We start from the raw sequence: 18,030 nt of genomic DNA on the forward strand, positions 1-18,030 counted from the left end.
CCACCTTTGGTTTTACTGAATTTGCAGAGCGCCCATTGCCCACAGCTCGGCTTGTACTCCTTCCGACTGTACCCCGCACGCATGCGGCGCGGGATAATACCGCGTGGTGAGCACCTGTTCCCCGCCGTTGACAAAGATCTCGAGCGAAGAAGCATCGGCCAGCACGCGCAGCGACCGAACGGTTCCGGGTTCGGCATACCGCACCGTGCGGCCCGAACCACCCTGTACCAGCGTGAGCGACAGCGTTCCTTCGTCCCATTCTAACACAGCCGCCCCACGAATGACAAGCCTTCCGCGCGGCGCGGTCTGTGCTTCCAGATCGAAGATCTGCGCCTGCTCGGGCGCGATGCGCTCCCCGCGCAATGCCTCCATTTCGGGCGCCGGCACACGCAGCAGCTTTTCGCTGTCGCGCTTGAGTTCACACGGCACGGTCATGCCATGCTGCCAACCGTTTTCCACGGTCGGGTTGGTATAATCGGCGTCCGGCATGCCCATCCAACCGATGAGCAGCCGCCGCTCGCCGTCTACAAAGGTCTGCGGCGCATAGAAATCAAAGCCGCAGTCGAGTTCCTGATATTCACCTAGGGTATACGCGCCGCGGAAGTCGCCATGCAGCGGGAAGTACCCGCAAGAGTAGACATTTTGATATTTGTTACCCTGCCGGGTCACGCCCTGGGGCGAGCACATCAAAAACCACTGCCCATCCAGGCAGAACAGGTCGGGGCACTCCCACATGTACCCGAAGACCTCGGGGGTCGTGAGTGTGTTGATGTGCTTCCAGTTCCGCTTGTTGGCCGATTCATACACCAGCAGTTGGCCGCGGTCCTCTTTGGTCCGCGCGCCAAGCACCATATAATATTTGCCGTCCTGCGCCCAGACCTTAGGGTCGCGCACATGACAGGTGACGTTTTCCGGGTAATCCTTGTTTTCCAGCAACAGTTCATTGGACGCTACGGTCACGCCGTCGTGGGAGACGGCGAGCGCGGTATTGTGGCCGCGCCCTGCCGTGATGTAATCATAATCGCCCGCATACTTGACGTTTCCGGTGTAGTAGAGATACATGGTCCCGTCTTCGACCAGGGCCGAGCCAGAATAGACCCCGTGGATGTCCCACGGCTGGTCGGGATACAGCATGGGCGGCAGCTGCTCCCAGTGCAGCAAATCGCGGCTGCGGTAGTGCCCCCAGTGCTTCACCCCGCCGGTGGGGTCGAATGGGCCGTATTGATAAAACACATGATACCACTCCCCAAAGCGGCACAGGCCGTTCGGGTCATTCATCCAGCCGACCGGCGGCATCAGGTGAAACCGCGGACGGTAAGGGTCAGCCGCGGCCCGCGGACCGTCCTCCCGTTCCACGCGGACAACCAGCCGCTCCAAATCTCGCTGCAATGCGTTGCTCATGTTTGTTTTCCTCCTCCAATCAGCGCTTGAGCGTCATCAGGATGTCTTTTCCTGCGACAACTGCGCCGGGATGCCGCTCGACGTCGGCAAAATCGTCCGAGTTGGTCACGATGACCGGGGTGATGGTCTTATAGCCTTCCTTCTCAATGGCTGCCATGTCAAATTCGAGCATCAAGTCGCCCGCCTTGACATGCTGGCCTTCCTGAACATGGCCGGTGTAATGCTTGCCGTTCAAGTTGACGGTATCGATGCCGACGTGGATGAGAAGCTCCATGCCGTTGTCGCATTCCAGGCCGACCGCGTGGCCCATGACCGCAGACACGGTCGCGTCACAGGGAGCAAATACCTTGCCTTCGGTGGGCTTGACCGCAATGCCCTTGCCCAGTGCTTCGGCAGAAAAGGCCGGGTCGCCGGTTTCGCTCAGCGCAACCGCTTCACCGCTCAGCGGCGAAACAACGGTCATGGTTTCACCGGCTGCGGCCGGAGCGGCAGCCGGGGCAGCTTCCTGCGCCGGTGCTTCAACGGCCGGAACGGTTTCCGGCTGCTCCTCTTCCTTGGGCAGGCCGAAGAACCACGAAACCACAAACGCAACGCCGGTTGCAATCGCGATGGTGATGATGTACTGAATCGGATGATGCAGATGCAGCAGGATGCCGAAGATACCGGTAACGCCCGTACCGGTCGCACCCAGACCAACGATCGAAGCATACAGTGCACCAAAGGCAGCGCCGATCGCACCCGCGATAAACGGACGGAAGAAGCGCAGGTTTACACCAAAGATGGCCGGTTCGGTGATGCCCATGAAGGCAGACAGCGAAGCGGGCAATGCCATGGACTTGAGCTTCTTATTCTTGGTCTTGAGGGCAACAGCCAGTGCCGCGCCGCCCTGGGCGACGTTTGCTGCCGATGCCAGCGGCAGCCAGTAGGTCACGCCGTAGGCGCTGAGCTGGCCCAGGTCAATGATGGTATACATATGATGGATGCCCGAAACGACCGTTGTCGCATACAGGCCGCCCATGATAAACGAACCGATGCCGAACGGGATGGCGATCAGCCACTGTACGCCGTCGATGACGAAGTTTTCCACGGTGGTGAACACCGGGCCGATGGCCGCCAGCGTCAGATAACCGGTGACGAATACCGACACGAGCGGGGTCACAAACAGGTCAAACATCGGCGGCACGATCTTGTGCAGGCGCTTTTCGAGGAAGCACATCACCCATACCGCAATGATGACCGGGATAACGTGGCCCTGATAGCCGACGAGCGGAATCTTATACAGGCCGAAGAAGACTTCCTGATAATTCTGCACGCCTTCAGTTGCCACCGTCCACGCATTTTGCAGATTGGGGTGCAGCATGATCATACCGATGACCGCACCGAGGAACGGGTTGCCGCCAAACACCTTGGCTGCCGAGAAGGCAATCAGAATCGGCAGGAACGTGTATGCAACGTTGGAGAACAGCTGTGCAAACACATAGATGGAGCTGCTGGTATCCATCTGAATAAAGCCGTTGTTGACCATGAAGTTGAGCGACTCCATGATGCCCATGAGGAAACCGGACGCAACGATCGCCGGGATGATCGGCACGAAGATGTCACCCAGCGTCTTGATGGCGCGCTGGAACCAGTTGCCCTTCTGCGCGCCCTGCGCCTTGGCCTCATCCTTGCTGACGGCCGCTGCCCCCGACAGCGCGATGAATTCCGTAAATACCTTATTGACCGTACCGGTGCCAAAAATGATCTGTAATTGCCCCTGTGCTTCGAAAACGCCCTGTACGCCGGTTGCGTTTTCCAGGTTTTTCTTATCTACCTTGCTGTTGTCTGCGATGACCAAACGCAGCCGCGTTGCGCAATGCGCTGCGGACACGACGTTATCCTTCCCGCCGATACACCGAAGCACTTCGGAAGCCGCTTTTTTGTAGTCCACTTTTTTCCGCCCTTTCATTCGTTTGTATGAAATCGATTTCATCTTTTCTGTATGTATTATACTGCCGTGCCCGTCCCTTGTAAATCCGCAATCCTGTCTAAATTTCCAGCATTTTTTTGAGCAGTTTCCCCAATTCCCTTTGTATTATCCGGTGAATCACTCGGAAATACTCATGCTTTATGAATCATATCGTCTAATTTATGTGAAACTGATACCATACCATGTGCACTCATCTCTGCAACACGCTCCCCGGCTTGCAGGCAAGAAAAATCCCCGCTTGCACCGTGCATGCAAGCGGGGTCCTTTATACCGACTCGCCGGGGTAGATTTCAAACCCCAGCATGAGCTGCTTTTTCCGGTCTACGCCCTGCTCCAGGATTTCCAGCAGATCGCGCGCCGCTTCTTCGCCGCTGGTCTGATAATAATAATGCGCCGTTGCCAATTTGGGCCGCACGAGTTCACTCAAGCGGGAGTGACCAATCCCCGCCAGGGCAACATCCTGCGGAATGCGCCGCCCCATTTCTTCCAGCCGTTTTTTCACGCCGACCGCAATGGAGTCCGTAGCACAAAAAATCCCTTCCAGATCGCTCACGCGCGCCAACAGCCGGCCAGCCGCGGCATAGCCGCCGTCGATCGAAAAGTCACTCTGTTCCATCCAGGCCGGGTCGGCATGCAGTCCGGCTTCCTGCAAAGCATCCTGATAACCGGCACGCCGTGCTGCACCCGCCGCTTTATCGCGCGGTGTCACACCGACATAGCCGATGCGCCGCCGCCCCTGCTGCAAAAGCAGGTTTACCAGCGCCTTGGCCGCGCCGCGGTCATCGTGATAAACGCAGGTGATGCCCTCCATCCGCTGGCCAATCAGCACCGAAGGAACGCCCAGCACACCGAGCGCCTGCCGGTGTGCCGCCGACAGAATGGTCGCCACCAAAATCACACCGTCCACATTGCCGCTGCGAAAGACTTCCAGATACTCCATTTCCTTTTGCGGATTGTTGTCGGTGTTGGCCAGCAACAGATGATAGCCCTTTTCTTCCAGCACCCGCGAGATGCCTGCCACCACGCGGCTGATGGATTCCGAATCGATGCGCGGCACGATCACGCCCACCATGCGGCTTTTGCCGGTGCGCAGGGTCTGCGCCTGCTGGGACGGGACGTATCCGGTCTCCTCGATCACACGGCGGATGGCTTCCCGCTTTTCCGAGCTGACATATCCATTATTTAAATAGCGCGACACAGCGGTTTTGGAAACACCGGCACGCCGTGCAATTTCTGCACTTGTCATAATCTGCTTACCCTCCCACGGGTGATATTTTACATTTTTTGCAACAAATCAGACTTGCAAATGAGTTCGGTATTATTGTAGCATAGTCCGCATGAATATGCAAAGGGACCGCGTAGCAGAGAGAAAAAAGCGCTGCAAATCGTTGCAGCGCTTTGAGAATCTTTAAATGCGGGCCGCAATGTCAAAGCCGGTCTTGGTGGCTTTGCGAACGGTCTCCACGCCATCGGCATCGCCGATGCAGTACGTATTGAGCGGCATTTCTTCCAGCATTTCGCCGAACAGATTGTTCACGCTCTTCAGGCCAAAGGCCGTGATGACGGTATCGCAGGGCAGCAGCTTCTTTTCGCCCTCGGTCTCGATGACAACGCCGTCAGTGTTGATCTCTACCACCTTGCTGTTGCCGATCTGCTGTACATGGCCGTGCCATACTTCGTCAAACAGCGCCTTGCGGGTGATGGCGAACATCTTGCTGCAAAAGTCCTCAACCGGAATCATATCGACGACCGTGACTTCCTTGCCCTCGCGGGACAGGCCGACCGAGCATTCAATACCGGACAGACCCGCGCCACAGATAACAACCTTCTGGCCGATCGGCGCGCGGCGGTTTTCGGCGTCGCTCAGGCTGACTACATTCGGACCGTCCACGCCCGGGATCGGCGGTACAAAATACTGGCTGCCGGTCGCGATGATGACTTCATCCGGCTTTTCGGCCAGGATGGTCGCCTTGTCGGCCGCCGTGTTGAGACGAATATCGGCGCCGCACTTCATGGTCGTGCGTACCATCCACTCGGTATAATTGCGCATCAGATCCTTGAACGGGACCGCACTCGCGTCGTGCAGCATGCCGCCCAGGCAGTCGTCCTTCTCAAACAGGACCACATCATGGCCGCGGTCTACGGCTGTCTGTGCAGCCTGCATACCCGCCGGGCCGCCGCCGACGATGACGACCTTCTTCTTTTTGCGGGCCGGTTCGACCTTGCCTTCCGGGTACTTATATTCCCGGCCGACGATCGGGTTGACCGCGCAGCGGACCGGCAGACCGAAGAAAATCCGGCCGCAGCCATCCATGCAGCGCAGGCAGGGACGGGTGTCCTCGCTGCAGCCCTTGACGGCATTGTGAATCAGTTCCGGGTCAGCCATCAGGCTGCGGCACATGCCGACCATATCGGCCTTACCGGATGCAATAATCTCTTCCGCTTCTTCCAGGGACATGATATTGCCGACCACCGAGACCGGAATATCCAGTTCCTTCTTAAACATTGCGGCATACTTGACGTTCTGCTGACGCTCCTGCAGATACAGCGGGACCGAATACTTGACGCCCGGCTCGACAAAGACGTTACCGCAGGAGATGTGCGCCATATCGATGTATTTCTGCGCTTCCTTGAGGAAAGCCAGGGTATGCTCGGGCTTTAAGCAGCCGTTGCCCGACTCGGGGCCGCAGCCCGGTTCGCCGGTGTCGGTCATTTCTTCGGCCGATACACGCATTTCGAGCGGGAAATCTTCGCCGACCGCCTCGCGGATAGCCTTCAAAATCTCCAACGGGAAGCGCATACGGTTTTCCATGCTGCCGCCGTATTCGTCGGTACGGATGTTGGAAGCCGGGCTGAGAAACTGGCCAAAGAGGTTGTTGTGACCGGCATGGATGAAGATGAGGTCAAAACCGGCAGCCTTGACGCGCTTGCAGCAGTCAACAAACTGGCCGATGACATAGTCCATATCCGCACGGTCCATGACCTTGATGTCCTGCATGCGGCCCGGAGTGGGCAGATAGGAGGACGAGAAACCGGGCTTGGTGTTCATGGACGGAACACCGCCCTTGCCGGCGTGTGCGATTTCAATGGACATCTTAGCGCCGTATTCGTGCGCCACTTCAGGAATCAGCGACAGCGCGGTCACATACCGGTCGTGCTGCACGTTCAGTTCGCCATAGAAGCAGACCGGACGCTCCCAGTCGATCTGGGTGTCGCCGATGATGATCTGTGAAACGCCCGAACGCGCCTGCATGCGGATAAATTCCAGATATTCTTCGGTCACTTCGCCCGCGGCATTGGACAGACAGCTGACCATAGGGGTGAACTCAATGCGGTTTTTCAGCGTGACGCTGCGCAGCTTGAGGGGCGAAAAAACGTGGGGAAATTTACATTTGCTCATTGATAAAACCTCCTAAAGTCAATTTTTAGTCCATACGGAGAACGGCCTTGATGCACTTGCCCTCGCCCGATTCGGCAAAGGCTTCGTTGATCTGTTCAAACGGATAGAACTTGATCAGCTTATCAAACGGGAACATGCCCTTCTTATAGTAATCCAGCAGCTTGGGGATGAACACCTTGGGGATGGAGTCGCCTTCCAAAACGCCGATCAGGCTCTTGGCGTCGCCCATCAGTTCGGCCTGGATGTTGAAGGTGACGTCGCCGGTCGCGCCCAGTACCACGCAGGTGCCCATGAAGCGGCAGGCTGCCAGGGCTTTCTTGACGAAATCGGGCACGCCCGAGGTATCGATGGCATAGTTGACGCCGCCGTTTGTGATCTCGTTGCGGATCTTGCCGACGATGTCATCCACTTCCTTGCGGTTGATGGTGTGCGTCGCGCCCAGCTCCTTGGCCAGTTCCAAGCTCTTGGGGTTGCCGCCCACGGCAATGATCTTTTCACAGCCCGTGATCTTGGCCGCCATAATGGCGCTCATGCCGACCGTGCCGCAGCCAAAGACCGCGATGGACGAGCCAAATTCCGGGCGCAGACGGTTGAGGACCGCACCGGCGCCGGTCTGGATGCCGCAGCCCAGCGGCCCGATGAGCGCCAGGTCGATGTCGTCATCGGTCACCTTGACCGCATTGGATACATTGACGATCGCATGGGTGGCAAACGAAGACTGTGCAAAGAACGTCGAAATCGGCTGACCGTCCAAGGTGGACAGACGGGTGGTGCCGTCCGGCTGCACGCCGCCAAAGTTGATGGCATTCAATTGTTCACAGGCATGCGGATGGCCGGTCATGCAGTTGTAGCATTTGCCGCACGAGCCAAAGGTCAGACCAACGCGGTCGCCGACCTGAAACTCGGTCACATCCGGGCCAACTTCCACAACTACGCCGCTTCCTTCATGGCCGAGTACGGCCGGCAGCGGCACGGGAATAAACTGATTCTGCACGGCCGCGTCAGTGTGGCAGACGCCGCAGGCCGTGATTTTGACGAGCAGTTCATGCGCCTTGGGCGCCGCCAGCTCGACTTCTTCTATTTGATAAGGTGCTCCGGCGCGATGCGTCACAGCAGCTTTGATTTTCATGGTGGCTTCCTCCTAAAATCGATCATTTGGTTGGAATCGGGCTGCCCGCCCAGCCGGGCAGCCCAACCCATGGAAGATTGAGAGAGATGGTTTACGGTTTGCTGCAATCGAGCAGGATCTTGGGATATTTGGAGGTCTTGAAGACATCAAAACTCTCTACCGCTTCGCTCAGCGGCATGATCTTGCCGATGATCTTATCGGTCTGCATGCGCTTGATCATCTTGATCGCGCGCGGCATAATGGAAGTTGTGGTAAAGACGGTCTGAATACGCCCTTCCTTCATATATAGTTCGTGCAGGTTGAGCGGCATTTCGAACTTGGGCGGGAAAACGGCGAAATATACCGCAGTGCCGCAGCGTGCCAGAATATTGATCGGCGTCTGTGCCGCCTTGGGCGAACCGGACATCTCAAAGACATAGTCAAAGCCAACACCGTCGGTAATGTCCATGGCGCGGGCCACCACGTCGTCGTTAAACGGGTCGATGACATATTCGGCGCCCATATCCAGCGCCATCTGCCGCTTTTCGGCCACCGGCTCGATGACCGTGATGCGGGCCGCGCCCGACAGCAGGATCTGATTGAGCATGATCGAACCAATGCCGCCAACACCGGCAACCGCAACCGTGGCGCCGTGCCGGATGGGAGCCAGATCCATGGCCCGCAGGCAGCAGTTGGTCGGCTCGACGATGGCGTATTCCTTCAGGTCAGCATCGTCCGGCAGTTTATAGACCGTTTTCACGTCCGTGACAACATATTCGGCAAACGCGCCCGTAGGCTTGGAATTGATGCAGTATTGGGTCATGCCCTTCTTGCACCATTCGCACTCGCCGCAATGCGAAACCGGGAACATGGTGACCTTGTCGCCGACTTTATAACCCGCCGCAGCGGCCTGTTCGCCGATCTCAACGATCGTGCCCGAAGCTTCATGGCCGAGCGGTGCCGGCGGCTTGGCGCTCATCACGCCCATGGTGACCTGATGGACATCGGTCGCGCAAAGTGCCGCATAAGCGATTTTTACTTTGACTTCATTGGGGCCGACTTCCGGAATCGGAACCTCTTTGAGTTCGATTTTGTCGGTGTCCGTCCACCATAGTTGCTTCATAGTAGCCATTTTTGTCCATCTCCTTGTTGTAAAATCTGTGAAATTCCTTAGTTCGCGCGTCCGGCGGCTCGCAGTTCGGAAACGATGTTTTCATAGGTCTGTTTATCGAGCTTATACGCAAACATGGCAATGGCACAAACGATCGCGCACAGGCCGACAAACATGTGAGAACCAAAGTTCATGGTGAACAGAACCAGTCCGCTCTGCTCGGCGTTCGGTACAAAACCGACCATATCCAGCACCACGGCCGCGCCCGAAATGGCCAGCGCCTGACCAATTTTCAGCATAAAGTTGATGACCGTGGACACAAAGCCAGCACAATAGACGCCATATTTATGGTACGTATATTCGGCGGTATCGGGCATCATACCGAATACATTGCTCAGCATCATGCCGGAGCCGATGCCGACGCCCGCTTGCAGGACGTAGTAAATCGCCTGCGCAGTCGCCGATTCGATGGGAAGGAAGAAGGAAACAATCGAGCATACGGCAACGATCGAGAAAGCAACGCCGCCGATGGTACCCTTGTTTTTGACCTTGGAAACCAAATAGCTGACCGAAAATGCACCGATCATGCCGCAGATCGACCAGACGGTCTGGGTGTTGGAGTACAGCAGATCATTGCCTGCATTGTACGTACAGAAGTACAGACGGAAGGTCATACCGCCCTGAATGATGCCCCATCCGAGATACGCAATCGCGATCTGGATGACCGGCCAGTTGCCCTTGAGGACTTTAAACTGCTGGATAAAGCTGACCTTTTCCGATTTCTCCATGTCCACCTTGACGATTTCCTTGGAGGACAAGATGGTGATGATGAAGAAGGGCGCTGCGAGGAGCGAGAATACAATGGCTGCGCGCTGGTAACCGGACGGGCCGCCGCCAGTCGCGTTGACGATACGCAAGGTCGCGAAGGACAGCACGGTCATGGCCAGGAATGCGCCGGTCATACGGTAGCTGGACAGTGCGCTGCGGGTCTCGGTGTCGCGAGTCATCAGGGCCGGCATCGCCGAGTAGGTTACGTTTACCATGGTGTACAGCAGCACGAGGATAAAGTACATGCCCAGGCCCCACCAGGTGCGCATGGTTTCCGACCATTCCAGATTGGTGGTAAAAGTCAGGACGTTGAAGATCAGCATCGGGATAAACGAGAACATAATCCAGGGACGATAGCGACCCCAACGGGTGTTGGTCCGGTCGGCCAGCGCGCCAACGACCGGGTCGTTGACCGCGTCCCAGAACTTGGACAAAAAGATGATGACACCGACAACGGTTGCATTGATCAGCGCAATGTCGGTCAAATAGAAGACCAGATACGAGCTTACCATCGACCAGCTCATATTACAGGCAAAGTCACCGCAGGCATATCCCATTTTCTTGGGGACACTCAGTTTGGTATATTCATCAACCGGTTTCATGGGCCTCCTCCTTCTCTTTTCCATATGAAATTTTAAAATTCCCTTACTTATTCATCAGCGAACGGATATATGCGATCACATCGGCCGAATGATAGCCGTATTTCTTTTGCAGCTCTTCGCCGCTGCCAAAGCCTGCATAGACCTGCGGGATGCCAAAGCGCTTGAAGCTCTTGGGCGTGATGCCTTCATCGACGAAGAAGTCCGCCAGCGAGCTGGCCAGACCGCCGCTCATCAGATGGTCTTCCCATACCACGATGTTGCCAGTTTCGGCGGCTGCCTTGCGGACCGCTTCCTGGTCAAACGGCTTGATCGTGTACATATCGATGACGCGCACCTGGATGCCGTCCTTGGCCAGCTCTTCGGCGGCGTCCAGCGCCATGCCGACCATTTCGCCATGGGCGATGATGGTCGCGTCCGTGCCTTCGCGGGCGGTCACGCTGCCGCCGATGGAAAATTCGATGGTGCCGGGCTCATACAGCGGACGGTCCTTCTTGCCCTGTGCCAGACGAATGTACATCGGCCCCGGATAATCCATGGACAGCTTGAGGATATCGCGGATCATGTTCGGGTCGCCGATCGACAGAACGGTCATATTGACAAACGACTTAACGATTGCGATGTCTTCCATGGCATTGTGGGTCGAGCCGCCGCCCGACGTCAGGCCGCCGCCCGTACCGATGATGCGCACCGGAAGGTTCTGATAACAAACCGCCGTGCGGACCTGCTCGCAGGAACGCATGGACAGGAACGGCAGCATGCCCATGATGACCGGGATATTGCCTTCGAGCGCCAGACCGGCGGCCACGCCGACACAGTTCTGCTCGGCGATGCCGACATCGATGTAGCGGTCCGGATAGTGCTGCCGGAAGTTTTTCAGGTTCATGCCGACGTCCGGGGTGCAGACAAACAGTTTCTCGTTGGTTTTTCCGATCTCGTCGAGCGTGTCGCCGATGACGCTGCGCGCCGAGATCCATTCTCCAAAGTTAAACGATCCTGCCATGGTTATGCCTCCTTACCGTAGTTCTTCTTCAAATCGGCCAGTGCCTGTGCCCAGTCTTCCTTGTTCAGGCTGCCTGCATGCCAGCCGATGTTGCGTTCCATAAAGTCAACGCCCTTGCCCTTGGTCGTGTGCGCGACGATGGCGGTCGGACGGAGGGTGGAGGTGGGCGGCAGGCTGTCCAGCGCATCGACGATGGCGTTCATATCGTGGCCGTCGATCTCGATGACGTTCCAGCCAAAGGCCTTCCACTTATCGGCATATGGCTCCATGACCGTAATCTCTTCGGTGTACGAGCACATCATCTGCTGGTTGCGGTCGATGACAGCCACCAGATTGCCCAGTTCATACGAGCGAGCCGACATCGCGGCTTCCCAGACCGAGCCTTCGCAGGTCTCACCGTCGCCCAGCATGCAGACGACGCGATGGCTTTCGCCCTTGACCTTGGCCGAAATGGCCATGCCAACTGCCATCGCCAGGCCCTGGCCCAGCGAACCGGACGAGCATTCCACGCCAGGCAGCTGCACCTTGCACGGATGCATGCCGTATGCGCTGTCCAACTTGCCGTAGGTTTCGACAATGTGGTCATAATCAAAGAATCCGCGCAGCGCCATAGCGATGTACATGCAAACCGCGCCATGTCCCTTGCTCAAAATAAAGCGGTCGCGCGCCGGATTTTGAATGTTGTTCGGGTCGACGTTAAGCCCATGATGGAACAACCCAATCAGCAAATCGGTCATGGACAGGTCGCCGCCGATATGCACCGACCCTTCGTACACGCCGCACAGGTTGATGAGCTTTGTCCGCATCTCATACGCCAGATTTTCCAAGCGTAAAACTTCCTGCTTGTCTGCCATTTCACATGCCTCCTTGGAATTTTACATCACAAATCCTGTTTCCAAACAGTTTTGTGCAATACACCTTATTTAGCCAGCATTTTCTCGCTGTTTTTCATTATAGTACCGAAAATAGAGGTGTTTATCTACCCGAATTCCAGACCTGCTTTGTCTATTTGTGTCCGTTTCCAAGCCATCCTCGAGCCGGTCTTGTGCAGTATGTACAATCTGTGCCGCTGTCTTTTTTCCAAAGCGCACAAGCGGCCATTTATTCCAGATCAGGATTGCACTTGATGAGAATTTTCGGATATTTGCCGGTCAACTGGGCGTCAAAGGCCGCAACACCGTCTTCCAAATCGAAGACCGTCTGGGTCAGAACATCCAGATTCAGCCGGGTCAGCATCTGCAAAGCGCGCGGATACGCATACGGCGCAACAAAAACGCCGGTTATGGTGATTTCGTTGAAATAGCAGTACTGGGAGATGTTAAACGGCATCTCATAATCGTTGGGATACTGCGCCCCGTAAATCAGCATGCCGCCCTTGGCGGTGATGGGCAGCAGCGTGGGCGCCGCATGCGCCGAACCCGAGCAGTCCAGAACCACGTCATAGCCCCGTCCGTCGGTCAGCGCCATGGCACGCTGCACAACATCTTCACTGGTCGGGTCGATCGTATATTGCGCGCCCAGCTGCATGGCCAGCTCGCGACGGTCGGCAATCGGCTCGATCATGGTCAGCGAGGTCGCGCCATACAGGCTCAGGGTCTGCAAGGCCAGCAGACCGATTGGACCGCCGCCGCAGACGCAAACACGCATACCGGCCTTCATCTGGGCCTTGTCCATCATGCGGATAATGATCGACATGGGCTCGAGCAGGCAGCCTTCCTTGAGGCTGATTTCGTCCGGCAGTTTGTATACCTGGTCTTCATGCCAGATCAGTTCGGAAGCAAAGCCCGGACGGTTGTATGCCTGCCCGTTCTCGCAAAACTGCTGCTGGCCATTCTGGCAGTAGTAGCAGCCGCCGCAGAAACGCAGGAAGTTGCCGGCTACCCGGTCGCCAACCTTCAAACCCTTGTGATGGGCTTCGGGTCCCAGTTCCACCACGACGCCGGAAATCTCATGGCCCAGCGGGATGGGTTCGGTCGAGCCGGGCTCCTGCCCAAAACACCCACCAACGCAATGGGGGTCGGAGCCGCAAATGGCACAGTATGCGACCTTGATGCGCACGTCCTGCGGTCCCAGTTCCGGGAACGGCAGATCGACCAACGCAACTTTGCCCCGGGTCTCAGGATTGGGGTCCTTCATGTCTCCGACGTATACGCCACACAGGGTTTTCATGGTTTTCATGCAATGCTTCCTCCTTCAATTTCGTGATTTTATACAAATTAGCGAAGGTTTATCTTTCCTTTTCATCTATTTTAACGACCACAAATTTTCGCAGCAACCTCTATTCGGACATGCTTTTCCGAAATCTCGTCCGTTTTACAACGGTGTTTTGGGCAATCTCAACTTGACATTTCGCTGAGAGGGTGTTATATGTAGCCAAAATTCACGAATGGGGTGATTGGCTTTATGAGCAAACAGAAGCAGGCGCAGCTGGATCAGTTCCAGCAGGAGTTGAAACCCGGTGAAGTCCTGGAAGCCATTGGAGAATTTCGCATTCTGCCGGTGCTGTTTCCCTTTTTTCTGATTGCCGCGATTTCGTTTGTTGTCGGGCGGGTCTTTTCGTCTTCGCTGATGCTTCTGTTGGCGACCAATCTGATTTGTGTCTGGATGATGGCCGATGCGGCACGCGCCCTTGTCACCATCCAAAACTCTTGTGTTCTGGTGACCAACCGCCGTGCTTTTGGTTTGGCGGCCGGCAAGCGATTCAATCTGACCCATCATCAGATCCAGCAAATCCATGCCCGGCGTGGCCTGTTTTTGGATTCCGGGGAAGCGCGCAGCAGTGTTTTTCTCAAGCACCTTTGCAACCAAAAGACTGTGCAGGCAGCCATTGAGCAGCACCGAAAAAAGAAATAACGTATCCCCACCATACTTGTTGCAGCGGCGCTTTCCTTTCTGCGCCGCCTTCAGCCGTTTGTCCACTTAAGTTGCGATTCCTTTGCGTGTTTCAGAGAGAGGTGCGTTTTTTTGCTTCGCGAATACAGCAACGACAATACGCTTTATCAAATCAATATCGATACGGTTTTCTTCCCCTGCTTTGATTTTGTCATCCATTACGCCGAGCAGCTTCCCGCATCGATTGTAACATTTGAACACACCCATAATCTTTATGAAATCTTTTATGGGCTCCGCGGCACGGTGGTATGCCATTGCCAAGATCAGGCCGTCACGCTGGGGCCGGATGATGTGATCCTGATCGGCAAAGGAAATTCGCATTCGATTGAATTTGATCCGCAGAAATCGGCGACATATCTGGCCTTTATCTTTGATATTGTTCCCAAAACCGACCCGGCTTCGGCGACCTCCGAAATGGAGTTCGACAAGATTATCGAAGCGTTATCCTATGTTGACAAACAACGATATGTCTATGGACATTGCAATCACTCGCAAGCTTATTTGTTGGACGATATCGAACAGGAACTGCGGCAGCATCAAATCGGCTGGAGCGGTATGGTTGGTATGCTGTTTTACCGCTTTTTTATAAACGTCTTGCGGGAATTTGCGCCTAACAAGTCCGGAGGAGATGTTCCAGCGGGCTATAAAAACATTGCCCTGCTGGCATCCAAGTACATTCATGCCAACTATGCCGAAAAACTGACGATTGATATGGTCGCTGATGCGATGCACGTTACACCACGGCATGTCAACCGGCTGTTTAATGAATTATTTGGTACATCTTTTGCTTATACGGTCAATGGTATCCGTACCGAATATGCGCGGCCCTATCTGCTCACCACCGATGAATCCATTGAACGGATTGCCGCACGTGTGGGGCTTCCCTCTGGGAAAGTCCTGACCAAATTGTTTAAAGAGCGGCATGGCATGACCCCGTCCGAATACCGTGCTGCCAACAAAAAGACGCATTAGCGTTTCCACAAGTGCATCCATCATTTTCAAACAAACCTCCTGCCGCGAGTATTCCCGGCAGGAGGTCTTTTGCGTAAAAAGATCAAGTTCCTTCTATACATCCAATCGAAAAACAATTATAATAAACATAACAACTAGCCTTGCCCTTTGTCGGCAAGGGACTCCTGGAGGTAGCCAAAAAATGCCGTATGTCTTGATTGGAATCGCCATTTTGATCCTGCTTGGAATCATATTCATTGCCATTTATAACCGTTTACAACAGCTTCAAATCAAAATAGAAGAAGCTGGTTCCGGCATCGATATCGCTTTGGAAAAGCGTTATGACCTGCTTTCCGAGCAGCTGGCCGTAGTCAAAAAATATCTTTCTCATGAGTACGATACGCTCACCGATGTGACTGCCCTACGCAGCGGAACGGCGGGTGAAGAACGCCGTCTGGATCTTCAGCAGGAGCTTTCTACTGAAGCGGTCCGCAGCATCGATGCAGAGATTTCTCGGCAAAGCCGCAGTATGGAAGAAATCCGCCATCAGCTCGACCGCAGCCGCTTTTCCCGTCCCAATGCGGGCAAACACGGCGCGCAAAACCACGCGCGGCAGGAACAAAACAACCTTTCGCAGGTGACCGGCTTCCGCCAAAATGCGTTCAATCAGAAGATCAGGACCCTGGCAGATGCCCATCGCAGTCTGTCTGGTATAGCAGCCGGAATCGATGCCCTGTGCGAACAATATCCCCTGCTCAATTCCTGGATCTCGATCGACCAATTTCAGCGCTCCATCAGCAACACCGAGGAATATTTGCAGGCAGCCAGACGGTTGTATAACTCCAATGTTTCCCTTTATAACCAGACCGTCCGCACCATTCCATGGTCGATTGTTGCGTCGCTCTTCCATATGGAAGAAGCCAGCTTCTATGAAGCAGAAGAACACAAACGTTCCTTCCAAGTAAGTTTTGATTAAGCGAGGACAGCCAATATGAATCACGCCTCACAATTGGACCGATTGCAGAAAAAGGCCCAGGCGCGCTACCGGGTGATGTTTATTCTCACCGCCCTTCTCTTTGTCGTGTTTGCAGTCCTCCTCGGCCGCTACGGATTTGGCACCGACGCCGATCCGCTCTTCAAACGAATTGCTGCCGCTGTCTGCGTATCGGGCGCGATTGCCCTCGCATTTTGTGGGATATTTTACCTCCTGCTTGTCAAAAAATCCTATGATGCCTTTAATCTGTACTTCAAACAACATTATGTACTTCCCCTGATCGAACAAAGCGGATATTTCGAAAACCTTTCTTACTCCCCGCACAACCGCTTTTCCTATGACGAAATCCGTGACAGCGCCGTTGTTGCCACCGGAGATCCGAAATATTTCCACAGCGAGGATTTTCTGTCGGGCAGCTATCAGGGCATCGGCTTCCTTTACGGCGATGTCGAAACCAAACACATCGTCCGATCGGGCAAAAAGCGTGAGGTACGCACCATTTTCGAAGGCCAAATCATGCGCTTTTCCTCTTTTGATGAAAACAAGCGCAGTTTTGGACACCTGCAAATCTTTGAAAACGCTTTTCTCTCAAATTTAAAGGGCTGGACCGCACAAAATAAAATCCAGACCGAAGATGAAGTGTTTAACAACCGGTTTCAGATTTATTCGGCCGATTCTCTAAACGCATTTTATATTTTGACGCCTCGCATGATGGAACAGATCACCAAATTCGCCGATGAGATCGGAGAACAGATCTGCATCACGTTTACCGGATCGATGATGTATGTCGCCATCCATCGCACTCGCAGCATGTTTGACGCCTACGTCGATCAGCCGATCCAGCAGCAGCAAGAGGATATCGATCAGGACGTAAAAATGCTCTGCCGGGCCGGGGACCTGTTGATTACAGAACTGAATCGCACTACATAAAAGGACCCGTGTTAAAAACTATACAAACCTCCTGTGCAGCATCATATAGCCGCACAGGAGGTTTTTTTTACAAAGAAACTTCCATCATACCATGGCACAAAACCCATTTCATACATCCGATGCCCGAATATACCGCGCACTTTCATGCAATTTCAGAGTAGAATAATACCTATAACCGCTTTTGTATGGAGGATAATCATGAACGGAACAATGTATGGCTATGTGCGAGTTTCTACCAAAGACCAAAACGAATCAAGACAATTGACTGCGATGCAGGAATTTGGAATCGCCAAAGAAAATGTGGTTATCGAAAAGCAATCGGGGAAAGATTTTCAGCGGCCTCACTACATCCAACTGGTCAACCGTATGCAAGCGGGCGATGTCCTGGTGATCAAAAGCATTGACCGACTGGGACGAAACTACACAGAAATTTTAGAGCAATGGGCCTATCTCACCCAAACGCGCAATCTGGCCATTGTTGTGCTGGATATCCCGCTGCTGGACACCCGGCAGGGACATGACCTGACTGGACAGTTAATCACCAATATTGTGCTTCAGCTTCTCAGTTATGTGGCGGAAACCGAACGCCAATATATCCGGCAGCGGCAAGCCGAAGGCATCCGGGATGCCCGAAAGCGCGGCACCCATCTGGGCCGAAAACAAATCATCATGCCGCCAGGATTTCGGGAGTTAGCCTATGCCTGGCAGCATGGTGAGATCTCCTCCCGCGCAGCGGCGAAGAAATTGGGTATTTCTTATCAGACCTTTTTGCGCAGGGCAAAAGAGTTATGTGCCCCTCCGGCACAATCCCAAGTAGAATAAAAAAAGAGAGTGGATTTCCACA

At 54.8% G+C, this 18,030-nt stretch carries 15 protein-coding genes; 5 read left to right on the plus strand and 10 right to left on the minus strand.

The genetic code is table 11. The annotated features are described in order from the left end of the window. Positions 1 to 12: 12 nt before the first annotated feature. The 10 genes from EFB11_RS10010 to EFB11_RS10055 all read right to left on the minus strand — a co-directional run bounded on the left by EFB11_RS10010 (position 13) and on the right by EFB11_RS10055 (position 13,597). A complete protein-coding gene (locus EFB11_RS10010; protein WP_122790095.1) occupies positions 13 to 1,401 on the minus strand; it encodes a glycoside hydrolase family 32 protein in 1,389 nt (462 codons plus the stop codon). Between the two features lie 19 nt (positions 1,402 to 1,420). Beyond that, positions 1,421 to 3,331 carry a PTS beta-glucoside transporter subunit IIBCA gene (locus EFB11_RS10015; protein WP_122791279.1) on the minus strand — a complete coding sequence of 637 codons (1,911 nt, stop codon included), beginning with the start codon at positions 3,329 to 3,331 and terminating at the stop codon, positions 1,421 to 1,423. Positions 3,332 to 3,635: 304 nt separating this feature from the next. After that, positions 3,636 to 4,616 (minus strand): LacI family DNA-binding transcriptional regulator, encoded by a 981-nt coding sequence (locus tag EFB11_RS10020; protein WP_122790096.1) that lies wholly within the window; start codon positions 4,614 to 4,616, stop codon positions 3,636 to 3,638. A 162-nt stretch (positions 4,617 to 4,778) separates the two neighbouring features. Beyond that, complete coding sequence (locus tag EFB11_RS10025; protein WP_122790097.1) at positions 4,779 to 6,770, minus strand: oxidoreductase; 1,992 nt, start codon at positions 6,768 to 6,770, stop codon at positions 4,779 to 4,781. Positions 6,771 to 6,795: 25 nt separating this feature from the next. Continuing rightward, complete coding sequence (locus tag EFB11_RS10030) at positions 6,796 to 7,899, minus strand: NAD(P)-dependent alcohol dehydrogenase (protein ID WP_122790098.1); 1,104 nt, start codon at positions 7,897 to 7,899, stop codon at positions 6,796 to 6,798. 91 nt (positions 7,900 to 7,990) lie between these two features. Next, positions 7,991 to 9,010: a zinc-dependent alcohol dehydrogenase gene (locus EFB11_RS10035; RefSeq protein WP_122790099.1), complete on the minus strand. Its 1,020-nt coding sequence runs from the start codon at positions 9,008 to 9,010 to the stop codon at positions 7,991 to 7,993. Between the two features lie 38 nt (positions 9,011 to 9,048). Further along, entirely contained in the window at positions 9,049 to 10,419 is a 1,371-nt protein-coding gene (locus tag EFB11_RS10040) for an MFS transporter (protein ID WP_164706714.1), read from the minus strand. 43 nt (positions 10,420 to 10,462) lie between these two features. Continuing rightward, positions 10,463 to 11,419, minus strand: coding sequence for a transketolase family protein (locus EFB11_RS10045; protein WP_122790101.1), 957 nt, complete (start codon positions 11,417 to 11,419; stop codon positions 10,463 to 10,465). Positions 11,420 to 11,421: 2 nt separating this feature from the next. Beyond that, positions 11,422 to 12,273, minus strand: coding sequence for a transketolase (locus EFB11_RS10050; protein WP_122790102.1), 852 nt, complete (start codon positions 12,271 to 12,273; stop codon positions 11,422 to 11,424). A 247-nt stretch (positions 12,274 to 12,520) separates the two neighbouring features. Next, positions 12,521 to 13,597 (minus strand): zinc-dependent alcohol dehydrogenase, encoded by a 1,077-nt coding sequence (locus EFB11_RS10055; RefSeq protein ID WP_243115209.1) that lies wholly within the window; start codon positions 13,595 to 13,597, stop codon positions 12,521 to 12,523. 225 nt (positions 13,598 to 13,822) lie between these two features. Here EFB11_RS10055 and EFB11_RS10060 point away from each other — a divergent pair, with 225 nt between their 5' ends. The 5 genes from EFB11_RS10060 to EFB11_RS10080 all read left to right on the plus strand — a co-directional run bounded on the left by EFB11_RS10060 (position 13,823) and on the right by EFB11_RS10080 (position 18,008). Beyond that, positions 13,823 to 14,272, plus strand: a complete 450-nt coding sequence (locus EFB11_RS10060) for a hypothetical protein (protein ID WP_122790103.1) — start codon at positions 13,823 to 13,825, stop codon at positions 14,270 to 14,272. 111 nt (positions 14,273 to 14,383) lie between these two features. Continuing rightward, complete coding sequence (locus tag EFB11_RS10065; RefSeq protein ID WP_122790104.1) at positions 14,384 to 15,283, plus strand: AraC family transcriptional regulator; 900 nt, start codon at positions 14,384 to 14,386, stop codon at positions 15,281 to 15,283. Positions 15,284 to 15,464: 181 nt separating this feature from the next. Then, positions 15,465 to 16,238, plus strand: a complete 774-nt coding sequence (locus EFB11_RS10070; protein WP_122790105.1) for a LemA family protein — start codon at positions 15,465 to 15,467, stop codon at positions 16,236 to 16,238. Positions 16,239 to 16,253: 15 nt separating this feature from the next. Beyond that, on the plus strand, positions 16,254 to 17,186 hold the full coding sequence (locus tag EFB11_RS10075; RefSeq protein WP_122790106.1) for a DUF3137 domain-containing protein: 933 nt from the start codon (positions 16,254 to 16,256) through the stop codon (positions 17,184 to 17,186). A 198-nt stretch (positions 17,187 to 17,384) separates the two neighbouring features. Further along, positions 17,385 to 18,008, plus strand: coding sequence for a recombinase family protein (locus tag EFB11_RS10080; protein WP_122790107.1), 624 nt, complete (start codon positions 17,385 to 17,387; stop codon positions 18,006 to 18,008). Positions 18,009 to 18,030: the final 22 nt, after the last annotated feature.

The organism is Intestinibacillus sp. Marseille-P6563 (assembly GCF_900604335.1).
Classification (GTDB): domain Bacteria; phylum Bacillota; class Clostridia; order Oscillospirales; family Butyricicoccaceae; genus Butyricicoccus_B.